Origin of the sequence: Halochromatium sp. (assembly GCF_046541315.1) — a bacterium.
Classification (GTDB): Bacteria; Pseudomonadota; Gammaproteobacteria; order Chromatiales; family Chromatiaceae; genus Lamprobacter.
Map to the genome: position 1 here is coordinate 26,426 of NZ_JBKHDN010000002.1, position 17,649 is coordinate 44,074.

At 65.3% G+C, this 17,649-nt stretch carries 14 protein-coding genes and 1 riboswitch; of the genes, 6 read left to right on the plus strand and 8 right to left on the minus strand.

Annotated elements, in window-relative coordinates; genetic code table 11:
* Positions 1-142: 142 nt before the first annotated feature.
* From gap to ACLFQI_RS00500, 3 genes are all read right to left on the minus strand, one after another.
* Complete coding sequence (gene gap / locus ACLFQI_RS00490) at positions 143-1,144, minus strand: type I glyceraldehyde-3-phosphate dehydrogenase (protein ID WP_410756831.1); 1,002 nt, start codon at positions 1,142-1,144, stop codon at positions 143-145.
* Between the two features lie 118 nt (positions 1,145-1,262).
* Positions 1,263-3,275 carry a transketolase gene (tkt, locus tag ACLFQI_RS00495; protein WP_410756832.1) on the minus strand — a complete coding sequence of 671 codons (2,013 nt, stop codon included), beginning with the start codon at positions 3,273-3,275 and terminating at the stop codon, positions 1,263-1,265.
* A 491-nt stretch (positions 3,276-3,766) separates the two neighbouring features.
* Complete coding sequence (locus tag ACLFQI_RS00500) at positions 3,767-4,324, minus strand: thioredoxin family protein (protein WP_410756833.1); 558 nt, start codon at positions 4,322-4,324, stop codon at positions 3,767-3,769.
* A 414-nt stretch (positions 4,325-4,738) separates the two neighbouring features.
* Between ACLFQI_RS00500 and metK the strand changes: the two genes are divergently transcribed.
* The 3 genes from metK (at position 4,739) to metF (ending at position 8,614) form a co-directional block, all read left to right on the plus strand.
* Positions 4,739-5,908 (plus strand): methionine adenosyltransferase, encoded by a 1,170-nt coding sequence (gene metK / locus ACLFQI_RS00505; RefSeq protein WP_410756834.1) that lies wholly within the window; start codon positions 4,739-4,741, stop codon positions 5,906-5,908.
* A gap of 33 nt (positions 5,909-5,941) precedes the next feature.
* Positions 5,942-6,026, plus strand: a riboswitch (S-adenosyl-L-homocysteine riboswitch).
* 20 nt (positions 6,027-6,046) lie between these two features.
* Positions 6,047-7,453, plus strand: coding sequence for an adenosylhomocysteinase (gene ahcY, locus ACLFQI_RS00510; protein ID WP_410756835.1), 1,407 nt, complete (start codon positions 6,047-6,049; stop codon positions 7,451-7,453).
* Between the two features lie 288 nt (positions 7,454-7,741).
* Positions 7,742-8,614: a methylenetetrahydrofolate reductase [NAD(P)H] gene (gene metF, locus ACLFQI_RS00515; RefSeq protein WP_410756836.1), complete on the plus strand. Its 873-nt coding sequence runs from the start codon at positions 7,742-7,744 to the stop codon at positions 8,612-8,614.
* A gap of 118 nt (positions 8,615-8,732) precedes the next feature.
* On the opposite strand, the gene ACLFQI_RS00520 is transcribed toward metF, so the two are convergent.
* The 4 genes from ACLFQI_RS00520 to ACLFQI_RS00535 all read right to left on the minus strand — a co-directional run bounded on the left by ACLFQI_RS00520 (position 8,733) and on the right by ACLFQI_RS00535 (position 13,380).
* Entirely contained in the window at positions 8,733-9,611 is an 879-nt protein-coding gene (locus ACLFQI_RS00520) for a BON domain-containing protein (RefSeq protein ID WP_410756837.1), read from the minus strand.
* Positions 9,612-9,684: 73 nt separating this feature from the next.
* Positions 9,685-10,140, minus strand: coding sequence for a DUF4168 domain-containing protein (locus tag ACLFQI_RS00525; protein ID WP_410756838.1), 456 nt, complete (start codon positions 10,138-10,140; stop codon positions 9,685-9,687).
* 188 nt (positions 10,141-10,328) lie between these two features.
* Entirely contained in the window at positions 10,329-11,819 is a 1,491-nt protein-coding gene (locus ACLFQI_RS00530; protein ID WP_410756839.1) for a sigma-54-dependent transcriptional regulator, read from the minus strand.
* A 103-nt stretch (positions 11,820-11,922) separates the two neighbouring features.
* Positions 11,923-13,380 carry an ATP-binding protein gene (locus tag ACLFQI_RS00535; RefSeq protein WP_410756840.1) on the minus strand — a complete coding sequence of 486 codons (1,458 nt, stop codon included), beginning with the start codon at positions 13,378-13,380 and terminating at the stop codon, positions 11,923-11,925.
* A 193-nt stretch (positions 13,381-13,573) separates the two neighbouring features.
* Here ACLFQI_RS00535 and ACLFQI_RS00540 point away from each other — a divergent pair, with 193 nt between their 5' ends.
* From ACLFQI_RS00540 to ACLFQI_RS00550, 3 genes are all read left to right on the plus strand, one after another.
* A complete protein-coding gene (locus ACLFQI_RS00540) occupies positions 13,574-15,715 on the plus strand; it encodes a SulP family inorganic anion transporter (protein WP_410756841.1) in 2,142 nt (713 codons plus the stop codon).
* A 132-nt stretch (positions 15,716-15,847) separates the two neighbouring features.
* On the plus strand, positions 15,848-16,222 hold the full coding sequence (locus ACLFQI_RS00545; RefSeq protein ID WP_410756842.1) for an Mth938-like domain-containing protein: 375 nt from the start codon (positions 15,848-15,850) through the stop codon (positions 16,220-16,222).
* Positions 16,223-16,289: 67 nt separating this feature from the next.
* Entirely contained in the window at positions 16,290-16,982 is a 693-nt protein-coding gene (locus ACLFQI_RS00550) for a hypothetical protein (RefSeq protein WP_410756843.1), read from the plus strand.
* Between the two features lie 16 nt (positions 16,983-16,998).
* On the opposite strand, the gene rimI is transcribed toward ACLFQI_RS00550, so the two are convergent.
* Positions 16,999-17,490: a ribosomal protein S18-alanine N-acetyltransferase gene (rimI, locus tag ACLFQI_RS00555; RefSeq protein WP_410756844.1), complete on the minus strand. Its 492-nt coding sequence runs from the start codon at positions 17,488-17,490 to the stop codon at positions 16,999-17,001.
* Positions 17,491-17,649: the final 159 nt, after the last annotated feature.

The window sequence follows — 17,649 nt, forward strand, 5'->3', positions numbered from 1 at the left end:
AGTGGCCTGTCGGTCGCAAGCGCTCCATGAGCGAGCGGGGAGCGGTGCTCGCGCCGTTCAGGCGCGATGCGCGCTCCATGGCCAGCCGGCAAGCCGCCGGCCCGAGCGCCACCGCCCGAGCCGGCCAACAACGACCTCGGCCTTAGCCAGCGATATGCTGGGCCAGGCGCAGGTAGTTGCAGGTGTAGCCGTACTCGTTGTCGTACCAGGCCACGACCTTGACGAAGGTCGAGTCGAGCATGATGCCGGCGCCGGCATCGAAGATCGACGGCGTGCCATGACCGCGGAAGTCGGTCGAGACCACCTTCTCGTCGGTGTAGGCGAGCACGCCGGCGAGATCGCCGGACGCCGCGGCCGCCTTCATCGCCGCGCAGATATCGTCGTAGCTCGCCGGCTTCTCCAGCTCGCAGGTCAGGTCGACCACCGAGACATCCGAGGTCGGCACGCGGAAGGCCATACCGGTGAGCTTGCCGTTGAGTTCCGGCAGCACCTTGCCGACCGCCTTCGCCGCGCCGGTCGAGGACGGGATGATGTTCTCGAGGATGCCGCGGCCGCCGCGCCAGTCCTTCATCGACGGGCCGTCGACGGTCTTCTGGGTGGCGGTCGCCGCATGCACGGTGGTCATCAGACCGCGCTTGATGCCCCAGTTGTCGTGCAGCACCTTGGAGACCGGCGCCAAGCAGTTGGTGGTGCAGGACGCGGCGGAGATGATCGCCTGACCATCATAGGTGTGGTGGTTGACGCCATAGACGAACATCGGCGTGCTGTCCTTCGAGGGCGCGCTCTGCACCACCTTCTTGGCACCGGCGTCGATGTGCGCCTGGCAGGTCTCGGTGGTCAGGAAGAAGCCGGTGCACTCGAGCACCAGATCGGCGCCGATCTCGCCCCAGGCCAGCTTGGACGGGTCCTTCTCGGCGGTCAGACGGATCGCGTTGCCATTGACGGTCATGGTGTTGCCGTCGACCGAGACATCGCCGGCGAAGTTGCCATGCACCGAGTCGTACTTGAGCATGTAGGCCAGGTACTCGGGGTCGAGCAGGTCGTTGATGCCGACCACCTGCAGGTCCGGGAAATCCTTGGAGATCGCGCGGAAGGCCATGCGGCCGATACGGCCAAAGCCGTTGATGCCAACTTTTAGGGTCATGGATGGAGATCCTCGAAAACGAGTGGGAACGAATGGATGAGATTCAGGCTAACCCGAGCGCGGCGGCGCCTCTCCGACACGCCGGTGGCCCCGCCGTCCAGGTTCGACGATCCTGGCCTCAAAGCAGGCTGTCGACCGCCTCGGCCACCGCCTCGGCGGTGATACCGAATGCCTTGTAGACATCGCCGGCGGGCGCGGATTCGCCGAAGCGATCAACGCCGACGACCTTGCCGTGCATGCCGACGTATTTCGGCCAGAGACTGGAGACGCCGGCCTCGACCGCGACCCGGGCCTTGACCGCGTCCGGTAGCACCGACTCCCGATAGGCCGCGTCCTGGGCATCGAAGGTGTCCATCGACGGCATCGAGACCACGCGCACCTGACGGCCTTGGGCGCTGAGCTGTTCGGCGGCGGTCATCGCCAGCTCGACCTCGGTGCCGGTGCCGATGATGATCGCGTCCGGGGTGCCGTCGCAGTCGCGCAGTACATAGGCGCCCTTCTCGATGGCGCGCATCTGCGTTTCGCTGCGGCTCATGTGCGGTGCGCCCTGACGCGAGAAGATCAGCGCGGTCGGCCCGCCGGTGCGTTCGATGGCGAGCTTCCAGGCCACCGCGCTCTCGACCGCGTCACAGGGCCGCCAGGTCGACATGCGCGGGGTCAGGCGCAGGATCGAGACCTGCTCGACCGGCTGATGGGTCGGGCCGTCCTCGCCGAGGCCGATGGAATCGTGGGTGTAGACGAAGATCGGGTTGATCTTCATCAGCGCGGCCATGCGCACCGCGTTGCGCGCATATTCCATGAACATCAGGAAGGTCGCGCCATAGGGCTTGAAGCCGCCGTGCAGGGTCACGCCATTCATGATCGCCGACATGCCGAACTCGCGCACGCCGTAGTAGACGTAGTTGCCGCTGGCGTTCTGCGGGCCTACGCCCTTGGCGCCGGACCAGAGCGTGAGATTGGAGCCAGCCAGGTCGGCGGAGCCGCCGAGCAGTTCCGGCAACAGCGGTCCCAGGCCATTGAGCGCGTTCTGCGAGGCCTTGCGGGTGGCGATCTTCTCGGCCTTGGCATCGACCGACTGGATGAACGCCCAGGCCTTGGCGTCGAAATCCTCGGGCAGCTCGCCGGCCATGCGGCGCTCGAACTCGGCGGCCTCGGCCGGGAACGCGGACTTGTAAGCGGCGAACCTGTGGTTCCAATCTTGCTCGTCCTTGGCGCCGCGCTCCTTGGCGTCCCAGGCCGAGGCAATGGGTTCGGGAATCTCGAACGGCGGCGCCGACCAGCCGAGCGCCTCGCGGGTCAAGGCGATCTCGTCATCGCCGAGCGCCGCGCCGTGACATTCCTCCTTGCCCTGCTTGTTCGGCGAGCCGAAGCCGATGATGGTCTGACAACAGATCAGGCTTGGCTTGTCGGTGATCGCGCGCGCCTCCTCGATCGCCGCCTTGACCGCCTCCGGATCATGGCCGTCGACCTTCGGAATCACATGCCAATGATAGGCCTCGAAGCGCTTCGGCGTGTCATCGAGGAACCAAGCCGGCGTCTCGCCATGACCGCGGACCTCGCCGTCGATCGAGATATTGTTGTCGTCATAGAAGGCGATCAGCTTGCCTAAGCCCAGCGCGCCGGCGAGCGAGCAGGCCTCGTGCGAGATGCCTTCCATCAGGCAGCCATCGCCGAGGAAGCAATAGGTATGGTGATCGACGATCTCGTGGCCCGGCTTGTTGAACTGGGCCGCCAGCACCTTCTCGGCCAGCGCCATGCCCACGGCGTTGCTGATGCCTTGCCCGAGCGGGCCGGTGGTGGTCTCGATGCCGGGCGCGTAGCCATACTCCGGATGCCCCGGCGTCTTCGAGTGCAGCTGGCGGAACTGTTTGATGTCCTCGAGACTCAGATCGTAGCCAGTGAGGTGCAGCAACGAATAGAGCAGCATCGAGCCATGGCCGTTCGAGAGCACGAAACGATCGCGATTGACCCACTCCGGGTTGCCGGGGTTGTGCTGCATGTAGTCGTTCCACAACACTTCGGCGATATCGGCCATGCCCATCGGCGCGCCCGGGTGTCCAGACTTCGCCTTCTGGACGGCGTCCATGCTCAGCGCACGGATGGCGTTGGCAAGTTCTCTGCGTGAGGACATCTGCCCCTCCTGATTGTCAGTTTCTTTGCGGGTGACTCAATCTGCTCATGATCCCGTGTCGCCGACCTCGAGCGACGAGGCACGGCGACCGGCGTCTTGTGCATGGAAAACGCATTGCGCCGACATCGATCCGGATGCGGTCCGCCTGTTGCTGCGGCGCACTCGCAACCGATGCCTTGGATGGGGTCGGATGGCGAGGATCATCGGCCAAACCAGCCGCGCGCACGACGATCATCGTGGGCTGCGGACACCAAGCCTTCCATTCTCGCCGATAGACGGTCGGTAAGCCAAGAGAATTGCCCGGGATCAAGACCATGCTGTTTTACAATATCCCAATATTAAGGATTACCGAACCGATTTACGCAAGTACCGGTTGCGCCTCGCGGCCTGACCAACACCATTGAAGCGGGACGAAAACCAAGCATTATCATCGGCTTGAGAAAGCTCACCAAGGCTGGCCGCGCGCCCCGGACGCGAGCCCCTGAGGCCGCCTAGGCATCACGCCACTTGATCGAGCAGCCCATGCTCGGGATCTGATGCTCGGGGCCCCGGCCGGTCTCGGCGACCTGCTTCATCGCCTCGAAGAGATCGCGGCGCACGCCCTCGGGAGCCGTCTCTTTACGACTTTCATCGAGCCGGCCGCGATATTGCAGTTCAAGCGCACTGTTGTAACCAAAGAAATCCGGGGTGCAGACGGCACCAAAGCGCTTGGCGACCTCCTGACTCTCATCCATCAGGTAGGGAAAGGGAAAATCGTACTCGAGTGCCACCGCCTTCATGTTCTCGAACGAATCCTCCGGATACTCTGCGGGATCGTTGGACATGATCGCGACACTGCCGACGCCGAGCGTCATCAATTCCCGGGTGTCACGCAGGATGCGCTCGCGCACCGCCTGCACATAGGGGCAGTGGTTGCAGATGAACATCACCAACAGCCCCTTTGGGCCGGCGCAATCGTCGCGCCGCCAGATCTGGCCGTCGACACCGGGGAGCGCAAAATCCGGCGCCTCCCGGCCAAAGTCGCAAACGGGTGTTTCGAGTGAAACCATGGTGCAAGACCCTCCTCGACGCTTGGGTTTATCGGCGGCCTATGGTAACCCAACCCCCATCCGTTCCAAGGCCCGGAAACGCCCGTGCCTGCCCCGCCCCAACATCGACCCCGAAACCCGCGCCCGAAACCCGCACCCAAAACCCGCACAAGGTCCAGCACAAGGCCGTTTCCAGCCCCCGATCCGAAGGCCATGACAGACCCCGAGGATCTCGCTCATGCGCTTGTTTCCATTGATATTCACGCCAGGATCCAAGCCCCCGGCCGCAGGCCTCGTCCGCTACCCCGCCCTGTCAACCGAGCGCGCAATCGTTTACACTGGGGTGCTCTCGTCAATCGATTAACCGTCCTTACCGCGATATCCTCGGCATTCTGCCGGTGTTCGCGGCGAACCCCAACGAGAGACCCTCGATCTATGTCAGAGAACTTCATCTTCACCTCGGAATCCGTCTCCGAAGGCCATCCGGACAAGGTCGCCGACCAGATCTCGGACGCCGTCCTCGACGACATCCTGGCCAACGACAGCAACCCCGAGCATGCGCGTGTCGCTTGCGAGACCATGATCAAGACCGGCGCGGTCATCGTCGCCGGCGAGATCACCACCGACCACTGGATCGATTTCGACGAGCTGGTGCGGGGCGTGGTCAACGACATCGGCTACAACAGCTCCGATGTCGGCTTCGACGGCAACACCTGCGCGGTGATGTCGCTGGTCGGCAAGCAATCCACCGACATCGCCCAGGGTGTCGATCGCAGCAGCCCCGAGGAGCAGGGCGCCGGCGACCAGGGCCTGATGTTCGGCTATGCGACCAACGAGACCGACGTGCTGATGCCGGCGCCGATCACCTACGCCCACCGCCTGGTCGAGCGCCAGTCGGAGATGCGCAAGGAGAACGTGCTCGAGTGGCTGCGCCCGGACGCCAAGAGCCAGGTCACCATGCGCTATGAGAACGGCTTCGCGGTCGCTGTCGACGCCGTGGTCCTCTCGACCCAGCACGATCCGGACATCGACTACAAGCACCTGCAGGAAGCGGTGATGGAGAACATCATCAAGCCGGTGATCCCGAGCGAGTGGATTCACAAGGACACCAAGTTCCACATCAACCCGACCGGCAGCTTCGTCATCGGCGGACCGGTGGGCGACTGCGGCCTGACCGGACGCAAGATCATCGTCGACACCTATGGCGGCATGGCCCGTCACGGCGGCGGTGCCTTCTCTGGCAAGGACCCGTCCAAGGTCGACCGCTCAGCGGCCTATGCCGGCCGCTACGTGGCCAAGAACATCGTCGCCGCCGGCCTTGCCGACCGCTGCGAGATCCAGATCTCCTATGCCATCGGCGTTGCCGAGCCCACCTCGATCTCGGTCGAGACCTTCGGTACCGCGAAGATCGACGAGGAGCGCATCGCCCTGCTGGTGCGCGAGCACTTCGACCTGCGTCCTTACGGGCTGATCCAGATGCTCGGTCTGATCAAGCCGATCTACCGCAAGACCGCCGCCTATGGCCATTTCGGTCGCGAACTGCCGGAATTCGGCTGGGAGCGCACCGACAAGGCTGCTGCCCTCAAAGAGGCTGCCGGACTCTAACCCGGGGTCTCAACACCCACCGACCCCTCCATCCCGCGCGAGGAGCGCTGCAACAGGACCCATCGGCGTCCTGCCAGGCTCGCGCAGGGACACTCAAGATCAACGGCGCTCACTCAAGATACTCAGGAGCTGAATACCATGAGTGAGTTCAACGACTACAAGGTTGCCGACATCGCCTTGGCCGATTACGGCCGCAAAGAGCTGGACATCGCCGAGACCGAGATGCCGGGCCTGATGGCGCTGCGCAAGAAGTACGGCGCCTCCAAGCCGCTCAAGGGCGCGCGCATCACTGGCAGTCTGCACATGACCATCCAGACCGCCGTGCTGATCGAGACCTTGGTCGAACTCGGCGCCGAGGTGCGCTGGGCCTCGTGCAACATCTTCTCGACCCAGGATCATGCCGCTGCCGCCATGGCCGCGCGCGGCATCCCGGTCTATGCCTGGAAGGGCGAGACCCTGGAAGAGTACTGGTGGTGCACCGAGCAGGTGCTGAACTGGCCCGACGGCAAGGGGCCGAACATGATCCTCGACGACGGCGGCGACGCCACCCTGCTGGTGCATAAGGGCGTCGAGTTCGAGAAGGCCGGCGCGGTGCCCCAGCCGACTGCCGACGACGACGAAGAGTTCACCGCCGTGCTCGGCCTGCTCGGGCGCACCTTCGAGAAGGACCGCGAGCATTGGCACAAGATCGCCAAGGACATCAAAGGCGTCACCGAGGAGACCACCACCGGCGTGCACCGTCTCTACGAGATGTTCAAGAAGGGCACCCTGCTGTTCCCGGCGATGAACGTCAACGACTCGGTCACCAAGTCCAAGTTCGACAACCTCTATGGCTGTCGCGAGTCGCTGGTCGACGCCATCAAGCGCGCCACCGATGTGATGATCGCCGGCAAGGTCGCGGTGGTCTGCGGCTATGGTGATGTCGGCAAGGGCTCGGCCGCCTCGCTGCGCGGTCTCGGCGCCAATGTCTGGGTCACCGAGATCGATCCGATCTGTGCATTGCAGGCGGCGATGGAAGGCTATCGGGTGGTGCGCCTCGACGAGGTCATCGATCAGGCCGATATCTTCGTCACCGCCACCGGCAACAAGGACATCATCACCTACGATCACATGGCGCGGATGAAGGATCAGGCCATCGTCTGCAACATCGGCCACTTCGACAACGAGATCCAGGTCAACAAGCTCAAGGACCTGGAGTGGATCGAGATCAAGCCGCAGGTCGATCAGATCGTCTTCCCCGATGGCCATCGCATCACCCTGCTGGCGCGTGGTCGCCTGGTCAATCTGGGCTGCGCGACGGGACATCCGAGCTTCGTGATGTCGAACTCGTTCACCAACCAGGTGGTCGCGCAGATCGAGATCTTCAACAAGCCCGACGAGTACCCGCTGGGCGTGCACGTCCTGCCCAAGCATCTCGACGAAGAGGTCGCGCGCCTGCATCTGGAGAAGGTCGGTGCCAAGCTGACCCAGCTCTCGCCCGAGCAGGCCGCCTATATCGGCGTCACCGTCGAGGGTCCGTTCAAGTCCGAGCATTACCGCTACTAAGACGGCGTCCATCCACTGCTTGCCGATGTGAACCCCACGACCGGGCAATCACCGGCAAGCAGACCATGGACCACCCAAGCGGAGTCGCGCCCAAGCGTCGCCACGGCGGCGCGTGGGCCGACCGCGCCGCGAACGGCCCCGGGCAGACATGCGCCGGACCGATCGCTCGCGTCCCCCAACCCTGTCGGCGACGCGCCCAGTTCCCGACTCGCAGCCCGTCTCGCAACCCGATCACAACAGGCGCGCCCGCAGACAGGTCAACGGCTCATTCGACGCTCGGAGACCTCTATGAACACCCCTCATCAACAGACCTTCAGCTTCGAGCTGTTCCCGCCCAAGACCAGCGAGGGCATGGACAAGCTCAAGACGGCGGTGAAACGGCTCAACGCGGTCGGACCGCGTTACTTCTCCTGCACCTATGGCGCCGGCGGCTCGACCCGCGCGCGCACCTTCGCCACCGTCGACTGGCTGCGCGCGCAAGGCATCGCCACCGCGCCGCATCTGGCCTGCATCGGCTCGGAAAAGGACGAGATCCGCGACATCGTCGGCCATTACATCGAGCACGGCATCGACCGCCTGGTGGCGCTGCGTGGCGACATGCCCTCCGGCATGGGCCGCGCCGGCCTCGGTACCTTCCGCTATGCCAACGAACTGGTCGCCTTTCTGCGCGAGGAGTATGGCGATCGCTTCACGATCGAAGTGGCCGCCTATCCGGAGTTCCATCCGCAGGCGCGTAATGCCCAGGCCGATCTCGAGAACTTCAAACGCAAGGTCGAGGCCGGCGCCGATACCGCGATCACGCAGTATTTCTACAGTGCCGAGGCCTACTTCTGGTTCGTCGAGGAGTGCCAGCGCATGGGCATCGAGGTGCCGATCATCCCGGGCGTGATGCCGATCAGCAACTACGCGCAGCTGGCGCGCTTCTCGGATGCCTGCGGTGCCGAGATCCCGCGCTGGATCAGGAAGCGGTTGGAAGGCTATGGCGATGACACGGCTTCGATCCGCAGCTTCGGCCACGAGGTGGTGCTGGAGCTGTGCCAGCGCCTGCTCGATGGCGACGCGCCCGGGCTGCATTTCTACACCATGAATCAGTCGGCGCCGACGCTGAAGCTCTGGCGCGAACTCGGTTTGCCCGAGACCCGTCCTCAAGCCCAGTCCTAAGGCGATTGCCGTCGATCGCCTACCGAGCCCGAACCCTCATGGCGCGGTGCCACCCGGAAGATGCGCCGCTCGCACTCGCCCGAGTGCGAGCGGCGCATTGGTTCGCTCGATGTGGGTGTCACAGCAGCCGCTCGATGATCAGGCGCGAATCGACCTCGCGCGCCCCCGGCATATCGCCGGCAATGGTCTCGGCGACGCTGCGCTCGGCCGATGAGCTCACCGAGCCGCTCAGCGTGACCTCGCCGTCGCGCACCTTGATCTCGATCGCGCGATCATTCACCGTCGTGTCGGCCTGCAGCAGCGCCCGCAAACGGCTGCTGATCCAGCGATCGCTTCGCTCCAGCCGCTCGGCACGCCCGTGCTGCTCGCGCTCGTCGGCGATCAGGTCGGGGTCGATGCTGATGTAATTGAACACCTCGTTGACGCCCTCGGTACTCTCCGCCATCGCGGCGATGCGATCCTTGGTCGCCGAGGCGCCGACCTGACCATGCAGGCGCACCACGTTGCGGTCGACCTCGACCCGCACGTCGAGCGGAATATTCCTGACCTGCCAACGCAGCCGCTGTTGCAGCCGAGCGGCGGTGGTTCGATCCTGCACCTCGGTGATCAGGCCGCTGCTGATCGACTCCGGCATCGGCGCCTCCAGAATCAACGCCGACTCCACCTCGGTGCCCTCGTCGGCGAGGAGCCGCGCGAGCTGCGTGGCGAGAGTGGCCTCGATCTCATTAGCGACCGCGCCTTCGAGACGTAATCCGGCATCGCTTGCTCGGACCTCAATCGCATAACCGCTGAGCAAGGGGTTCATGTCGATCAGTACCTGAGCCTTTGCCGCGCTCTCGGCGGTCCCGGCGCTCACCGGGAGGCTCATGGCGCCGAACGCGAGCACTGCTGCGAAACGGCCTATACGCATCACCCGCTCCTGAACAATCGAGTGTTGAAAACCAAGAAAGCCGCCGACCTGGATGGCCGGCGGCTCGCTCGCGGTACCCTCAGCCACCGCGCCTCAAGCCCGATAGGACGTGAGTTCGATGGATGCCGCCAGCACGCGGCGGCACCCTGGGCCAAGGCGTTTACCGCGCCTCATCGACGGCCGTTTTAACGCGTTCGGCGAGTTCAGGATCCTGCCGCATGCCAACCGCGATGTCATTGTACTGCTCCACCGAGATGCCGCTCTCCTCGACGCTTTTCGCCATCTTGTCCTGAGCCTCCCGCTGCAGGGTCTGCGCGGCCTCGGCGCTCGGCGCATCGGAGAGTTCCTCGGTCAGATCCTCGCTGATCTCCTGCACCGACAGAAAGGCATCGGCGAACTCCGAGACCGTTTCATCGTCGACATCCAGATTAGCGGGCGGCGGCGGGGCGGCGGCCGGATCGCCGGCGCCACCCTGCGGGGCGCCACCCTGCGGGGCGCCACCCTGCGGATCGCCACCCTGCGGGGCGCCACCCTGAGCGAAGGCGGCACCCGAGGCCACAAGCAGGGCGGCCATCGTCAGTGCGGGGATGCGTTGGTCGAGTTTCATCGTCTTCATGGTCTTACCTCCAGGTGAGACAGTTATGAATGGCAACCTAGTCCTTTCATCTCCCGTGCCAACCCTGAAAACGACAATGACGAACCGAAAAATCAGTCGCTTATGGCAACAGACCCGGTCAGACCCGGTCCGGCACACGAACCGGATGGCTCAGCGAACCGGGTCATTCCGACACATGTATCGTTGTGCTACGTGACATCCTGGGCCTGTTCATCGAGCTTACGGTAGAGCGTCTTACGGCCGATGCCGAGAATTTTCGCCGCGCGCTGCTTGTTGCCTTGGGTCCAGTCCAGCACCGAACGGATATAGCTTGCCTCGACCTCGGCCAGCGTTCGCCAGTCCTCATCGGCGCGCGGCGCGGGCACCGACGCCGTCGCTGGCGCCTGCGGGCTTCCTCCCATGTCCCCGCCAGCGTCCGTCCCAACACCGCCCCCAGCACCCATTCCAGCGCCCCCCCCGGGGTCTCCCCCGGGGCCTCCATGCACCGCCGCGCTCGACTCGGCGCGCACCCGCTCCGGCAGATCCTCGAGGCCGATCACCGCCTCCGGCGCCAGGGTCACGGCGCGCTCGACCAGGCTTGCCAGCTCGCGCACGTTGCCGGGGTAGCTGTAATGCAGCAAAGCGCGCCAGGCCTCGGGTGCGAAACGCCGCGCCGGGCGTTCGCGCGCGACCGTCTGCGCCGTCAGGAAATGCTGGACCAGGGCCGCGATGTCCTCGCCCCGCGCGCGCAGCGGCGGCACCTGGATGCGGAAGGTCTCCAAGCGGTAGAACAGATCCTCGCGGAACTGCCCGGCGGCGATGCGCGCGGAAATATCGCGATGGGTCGCGGCGACGATCCGCACATCGGTGCTGATCTCGGCATTGGCGCCCACCGGGCGTACCTGACCGTCTTGCAGCAACCGCAGCAGCTTGGTCTGCATCGCCGGTGGCATCTCGGCGATCTCGTCGAGGAACAGGGTGCCGCCATTGGCCGCGACGAACAGGCCCTGGCGCGCGCCGCGCGCGCCACTGAAGGCGCCGGCGGCATGACCGAGCAGCTCGGATTCGAGCAAGGCCTCGGGAATCCCGGCGCAGTTGAGCGCGACGAACGGCGCCGCCGCGCGCGGACTCTCGGCATGCAGCGCCCGCGCCACCAGCTCCTTGCCGGTGCCGGACTCGCCAGTGATCAGCACACTGCTATCGGACTGGGCGACGCGGCGGATCAGGTCATAGAGCGCGCGCATCGCCGGACTCTTGCCGCGCATGCCGTGGAATTCGCCGCCGGCGAACACCTGGCGATACTGCGCCACCTCCGCTTGCAATTGCCGATTCTCCAGCACGCGCGCGACTGCCAAGCGCAGATGCTCGAGATCGACCGGTTTGGTCAGGAAATCATCGGCCCCGGCCTTGAGCGCCGCCACCGCTTGGTCGATGGTGCCGAAGCCGGTCAGCATGATGAATCCTGGCCTCGGCGTCAGCGTGCGCGTGGCTTGCAGCACCGCGAGCCCATCCTCGCCCGGCAGCCGCAGATCGCTCAGCACCAGCGCGACGGTTTGAGCGGCCAGTGCGGCGCGTGCGGCGGCGGCGTCACCGACCCCGGCGAGCGCATAACCGGCGTCCTCCAGTTCCTCGATGAGGAGCTGGCGATAGCCGCTGTCGTCCTCGACCACCAAGATCGCGGGTCGATCGACTCCCGTCATTGAACTCTCCGAACTCTCCGAACTCTCCCGGTTGAAACCTCCCCTTCAGGGGTATTATGCCGCACACGAGAGGCGTCCCTTCTTCCGTGCAGTATCGCCGACATCAGGATAGCGGCAACCAGATTAAGAAACAGGCCCCTCGCCCCGACTCGGTCTTGGACTCAGGCTCAAGCGCAAGGCGGCCGCCATGCTCGGCAATGGCGGTGCGCGCCACCGCCAGTCCAAGGCCGGTGCCCTGTCCCGCCGGTTTGGTGGTGAAGAACGGCTCGAACAGCCGCTCCACAGCCTCGGCAGCGACCCCTGGACCATCGTCGCGCACGCGTAACCGCAGCTGATCATCGACGCACTCGGCGCTGATCTCGACCCAACTCGCGGCCGCCTGGACGGCATTGTCGAGCAGATTGCCCAGGGCTTGCTCCAGGCGCAGCGGGTCGACCAGCAGCCTGAGTTCAGCCAAGGCGCCGGGCAGTTCGATCGCCACCCGCACATCCTGGCGCGGGGAGGCCTGCTGGGAGCGGGCGACGACCTCTTCGATCAAGCCCGCCAGTTCGATCTGGCGACGATTCAGAGGACCCTGGCGGGCGAAATCGAGCAGCTGGCGCACGATGCGCTCCACGCGCGCGAGTTCGGCCAGCAACCGCGTCAGCTCGACCTGCGCGGGCGATTCCGCCGGCAAGCGACGCGCGGCGCGCTGAGCGCGTCCGGCGACGCTGCCCAGCGGGGTGCCAAGCTCATGCGCCAAACCCGCCGCCAGGCGTCCGATTGCCGCCAATTTCTCCGATTGCCGCAGCTCGCGCTCCAGCTGGGCCTCGCGCGCGCGCTGATCGCGCAGACGTTGCTCGGAGGCCTCCCAGCGCCCGATCATGGCATTGATGCTGGCGCCCAGGCGGCGTAATTCATCCGGCCCGCGCCGCGGCACGCGCAGGCCCGTCTCGCCGGTGCCGATCGGCTCCATCGCCCCGGTGAGGGCACGCACATGGCGACCGACGGCGCGATGATGACCGATCAACACGACCAACACGAAGACCACCGCCAGCAGCCCCAGCGCGACACCACCGAACCAACGCAAACGCGCCAGATAGTCATGGAAGCGCGAGAGGTCGCGCGTCACCTGCAACAGCCCGACCACCTGCCCGGCCGGATCGGACAGCGGCAGAAAGAACGAGAACACCTCGCGCCCGCGCCGCTCATCGACGCTGCCCTGGGTGCCCTCTGCGGTCACCGCGCGCGCATCGCGCCGTCGCTCCAGCAGGGGACTGCGCGGGCCGCTGGTCGCGACCCGCTCGCCAGCGCTGTCATAGACATAGGCGCCGAACACCTGGTCGATCTGGAACACCGAGTCCAAGGCCGCGTGCACCGCATCGATATCGTCGCGCACCATGGCCGCCGCGATCGGCAACCGAATCGAGCGCGCCACCAATTCGATGTCATCCTGCAGACGGCGCATCATCTGCCCCTCGATCTCACGCAGCCCGAGCATGCCGACGGCGACCAGGATGCCAAGCAGCGGTAGCAGCACGAAGAGCAGGACCGCGTTGCGCAGGGAGTTGAAGCGTTGCATGCTAGACACTGTGCCGCAGACGCGCCCGCTCGTCGCGCCGCGCGATCACCGCTAAATAGCGGCCTAGGTGCCAAGAATTGCTCTTCATCGATACATAATCGTCTTAACATCAATGATTAACCGGAGACGAGCAGGCTAAAATCAGCCTTCTAAACCCAACGCCCGCCTGATGTATCGAGGTCCGCGACGCCCCATGCGCCCCACCCTGCTGCACGCACTCTTCCCCTTCCTGAACTGGTTTCCGCTCTCGGGGGCCCAGCTGCGCGGCGATCTGATTGCCGGCATCACGGTTGCGTTGGTGCTGGTCCCGCAGAGCATGGCCTATGCCCAACTCGCCGGCCTGCCGGTGGTCTATGGACTTTATGCATCCTTCATGCCGGTGATCGTCGCCTCGCTCTGGGGCTCGATGCCACAGCTGCACACCGGTCCGGTGGCGATGCTCTCGCTGATGTCGGCGGCCGCCATCCTGCCGCTGGCCGCGCTCGGCAGCGAGGACTTCATCGTGCTCTCGGTGATGCTGGCATTGATGGTCGGCGTGCTGCGCCTGGTGCTCGGGTTGCTGCGCATGGGCATCCTGGTCAATTTTCTCTCCAGTCCGGTGATCGTCGGCTTCACCAATGCGGCGGCATTGATCATCGGCCTGTCGCAGCTGAGCAAGATCCTCAATGTGCCCTTCCCGCGCACCGATAATTTCGTGCTCGATCTCTGGACCGTGGTCGAGCAGTTGCCGCAAACCCATCCGCCGACTCTGCTGTTCGCCATCGCGACCTTCGCCATCATCCTCGGCGCGCGCCGGCTGATCCCGAAGATCCCCGGCGTGTTGCTCGCCGTGGTGCTCACTACCCTGGTGAGCTGGGCAATCGATTTCGAGCGCAATCAGCAGGTTCCGATCGACGCCATCCAGGACGAGGAGGCGCGCGAGCTGGCAGCGGGCTATGCCTCGGCCGCGCGCGCGATCGACACGCTCGGCGTCACCATCGCCCGCATCAATCAGGATCTGCGCAAGCTGGCCTCCGCCGACGATCCCGATCGTTTCGGCGAACTGGCGCGGCTGGAGGCCGATCTGCGCGTGCTCAACCGCGAGATGAACCAGCGCAAGCTCGCCAACAACGAGCGTCAGGTGGCGCTGCATAACCTGCGCTTTGAGCATGTACTGACCGAGGATGGCCGTGATCGGTTCTACCGTCATGGCTCCGTACCGGCTGATGTCGAGGCCGACGGCCACACCTGGCGCATCAGTAAGGTCGATGGCGATCAGGTCAAGATGATGGGCGGCGGCGCGGTGGTCGGCGCGATCCCGGCCGGGCTGCCGAGCTTCCAGTTACCCGAGATGCGCATGGATTTCTTCTGGACCCTGCTGCCCTCGGCGCTGGTGATGGCGCTGATCGGTTTCATGGAGGCGACCTCGATCTCCAAGGCCATCGCCGCCCAGACCCGTGAGCGGGTCGACACCAGCAAGGAGCTGATCGGCCAGGGCCTGGCCAATATCGTCGGCAGCTTCTTCAGCTCCTACACCGTCAGCGGCTCCTTCTCGCGCTCGGCGGTGGCGGCCAAGAATGGCGCCAAGACCGGGCTGTTCGCGATCATCAGCGCCATCGCCGTGATGCTGGTGCTGCTATTTTTGACCCCGCTGCTCTATCACCTGCCGCAGGCAGTGCTGGCGGTGATCGTGATGATGGCGGTGTTCGGACTGATCAACACCCGCTCACTGGTGCGCGCCTGGCAGATCGAGCGCCAGGAGGCCTTGGTGGGCGTGATCACCTTTCTCGCCACCCTGGCCATGGCGCCGCAGCTCGCCAATGGCATCCTGCTTGGCGCCGGGCTGGCCATCATCCTGTTCCTGGTGCGCACCATGAAGCCGCGCACCGACATCCTCGGCCGCCTGCCCGATGGCAGCCTGGGCGGCATCAGCACCAACCAGGTCGAGCCGCTCGGCAAACGCTTCATCGCGGTGCGCTTCGATGGCTCGCTCAACTTCGTCAATGCCTCGCGCTTCGAGGACGTGCTGCTGGAAGCGCGCTCGCAGAATCCGCAGGCGCGCGCGGTGTTGATCGACGGCAGCGGCATCAACGATGTCGATGTCACCGGCGAGGAGCGCCTGCGCGATGTGATCGAGACCTTCCGCGACAATGGCGTCGAGCTCTACTTCTGCAGCCTCAAGGCGCAGATCTATGACATCCTGCGCCGCGGCCGGATCTTCGATCTGCTCGAAGAGTCGCACTTCATCCGCACCAAGCAGCGGGCGCTCGCCTTCATGGAGGAGACCTTCGACAACGACGACAGCGCCCAGCCGCCCGCACCAGCGGTGGGTCCGCGCACGCCGGTGCTCGGGTGATGGCCGCGCCGATCGCCGTTCGCACGGCCCCTTTGAGCGTTGCGGTCGTTTCAGGCGCTGTCGTCCAGCGATCCAATGACCCCGGAATCGATCGGGTTGTCTCCGGCGCCGGCGTCGGTTAGCGTCGGTTCGATGAAATTCTCCGAGTTCGAAACCGACGTCGGTCCGCTGATCGAGGCCTACGAGCCAGGCCAGGTGCGCATCCAAGGCCAGGACTACCTGGGCAGCCTGGCGGTGACTGCCGGGCAAGTGCTCAACGACTGGGGCCCGCCCCAGTTCGAAGCGCTCGCGCCCGCGCACTTCGAGGCCCTCGCCGCGCTCGCCCCACAGGTGGTGGTGCTCGGCACTGGCGCTCGGCAGCGGTTTCCCGATCCAGCGCTCTATGCCGCGCTGCTCGCGCAAGGCATCGGTGTCGAGATCATGGATACCGGCGCCGCCTGTCGCACCTACAACATCCTCGCGGGCGAGGGCCGGCGCGTGGTCGTTGCCCTGATCAGCGACGCCTGAGCCAGCACTGAACTCATGGACCACGATGACAGCCCGGAACCACCGCTAAACACATGAGCCATCGCTAATGGACCGCAAGATTCTGCTCTCGGTCTTGACCGGCGCCCTGCTCGCCTTCATCGGCATCTGGATGCTGCTATCCGCCTTCTCCGATGAGCGCGCCGCGATTCGGCTCTATCCCTGGGATGTCAGCCACGCGCCGAACGGTCGGCTGCAGGCCTTTGGTCTCACGCTCGGCGAGAGCACCTTGGCCGATCTGCGCGCGCTGTTGGGAGAAGACGGCAAGCTCAACCTGTTCGCCGAGACCAGGCCCCACGCCCCCGACAGGGATTTCACCGTCGAGGCCTACTTCGACAACATCCTGCTCAGCAATCTCAAGGCCGACTGGGTGGCCTCGCTGGCGGTGCCGCAGGACCAGCTCGCGCGGATGTACGACCGTGGTCTGCGCGCGAGCAAGCTCTCGAGCGGCAGCCGCAAGGTCAAGCTGGACCCCGACGACGCCGAGGCACTGAACGAGGCACCGATCCGCTCGCTCACCTACCTACCCTGGAAGAGCCTGCGCCCGGAGGATATCGTCGGTCGCTTCGGCGAGCCCGAGCGCAAACTTACCGAGGAACGCGGCGTGGTCCATTGGCTTTATCCCGACAAGGGCCTCGACATCGCCCGCGATGCGGACGGTGGCGTTGTCATCCAGTATCTGAATACGGCTGACTTCGAGCATGCGATGCGGCCGCTCGAAGCGGTAGCAACGCAACCCTAGACGCTACCCCTAGACGCTACAAGGCGCGCGCCATCAGCACCGCGTCCTCACGACGGGACCGGCTCGGATCGACGCCCGGCTCGGCGCTCGGATAGTAGCCCTTGCGCAGGCCGATCTCATCGAAGCCCTCGGCTTGATAGAGCCGGATCGCGCCCTGGTTCGAGGCGCGCACCTCCAGAAAGGCCGTGTCCGCCTCGCGCTGACGCGCCAGCGCCAGCGTGCGCCGCAGCAGACGACGCCCCAGGCCACGGCCTTGGTGGCTCGGCGCCACGCACAAATTCAGGATATGACACTCGCCGGCGGCCACCGACATCACCGTGTGTCCGATCAACCGCCCGGCGCGATCGGCGACCAGGCAGCAATAGTTCGCGCGCAAACAGTCGCGAAAGATGCCCTCGGTCCAGGGCACCGCATAGGCCGCGCGCTCGATGCGCATCACCTCGCCGAGATCGGCCTCGGTCATGCGCCGCAAGGCGATCGCGCGCACGGGTGTCAGGGGGCCAGTCATCGGCCGATTATAGCCAACCGCGAGATCGCCAACAGCCCGATACAGACCAAGGCTGGTTCCAGAAACAACGAATGACCCACACCCAAAACCCCAGCGCCAAGGTATTAATCAATAATAAGATTTGACCTAAACCGAAAGCGACAGAGCGTGGCTCTCGAG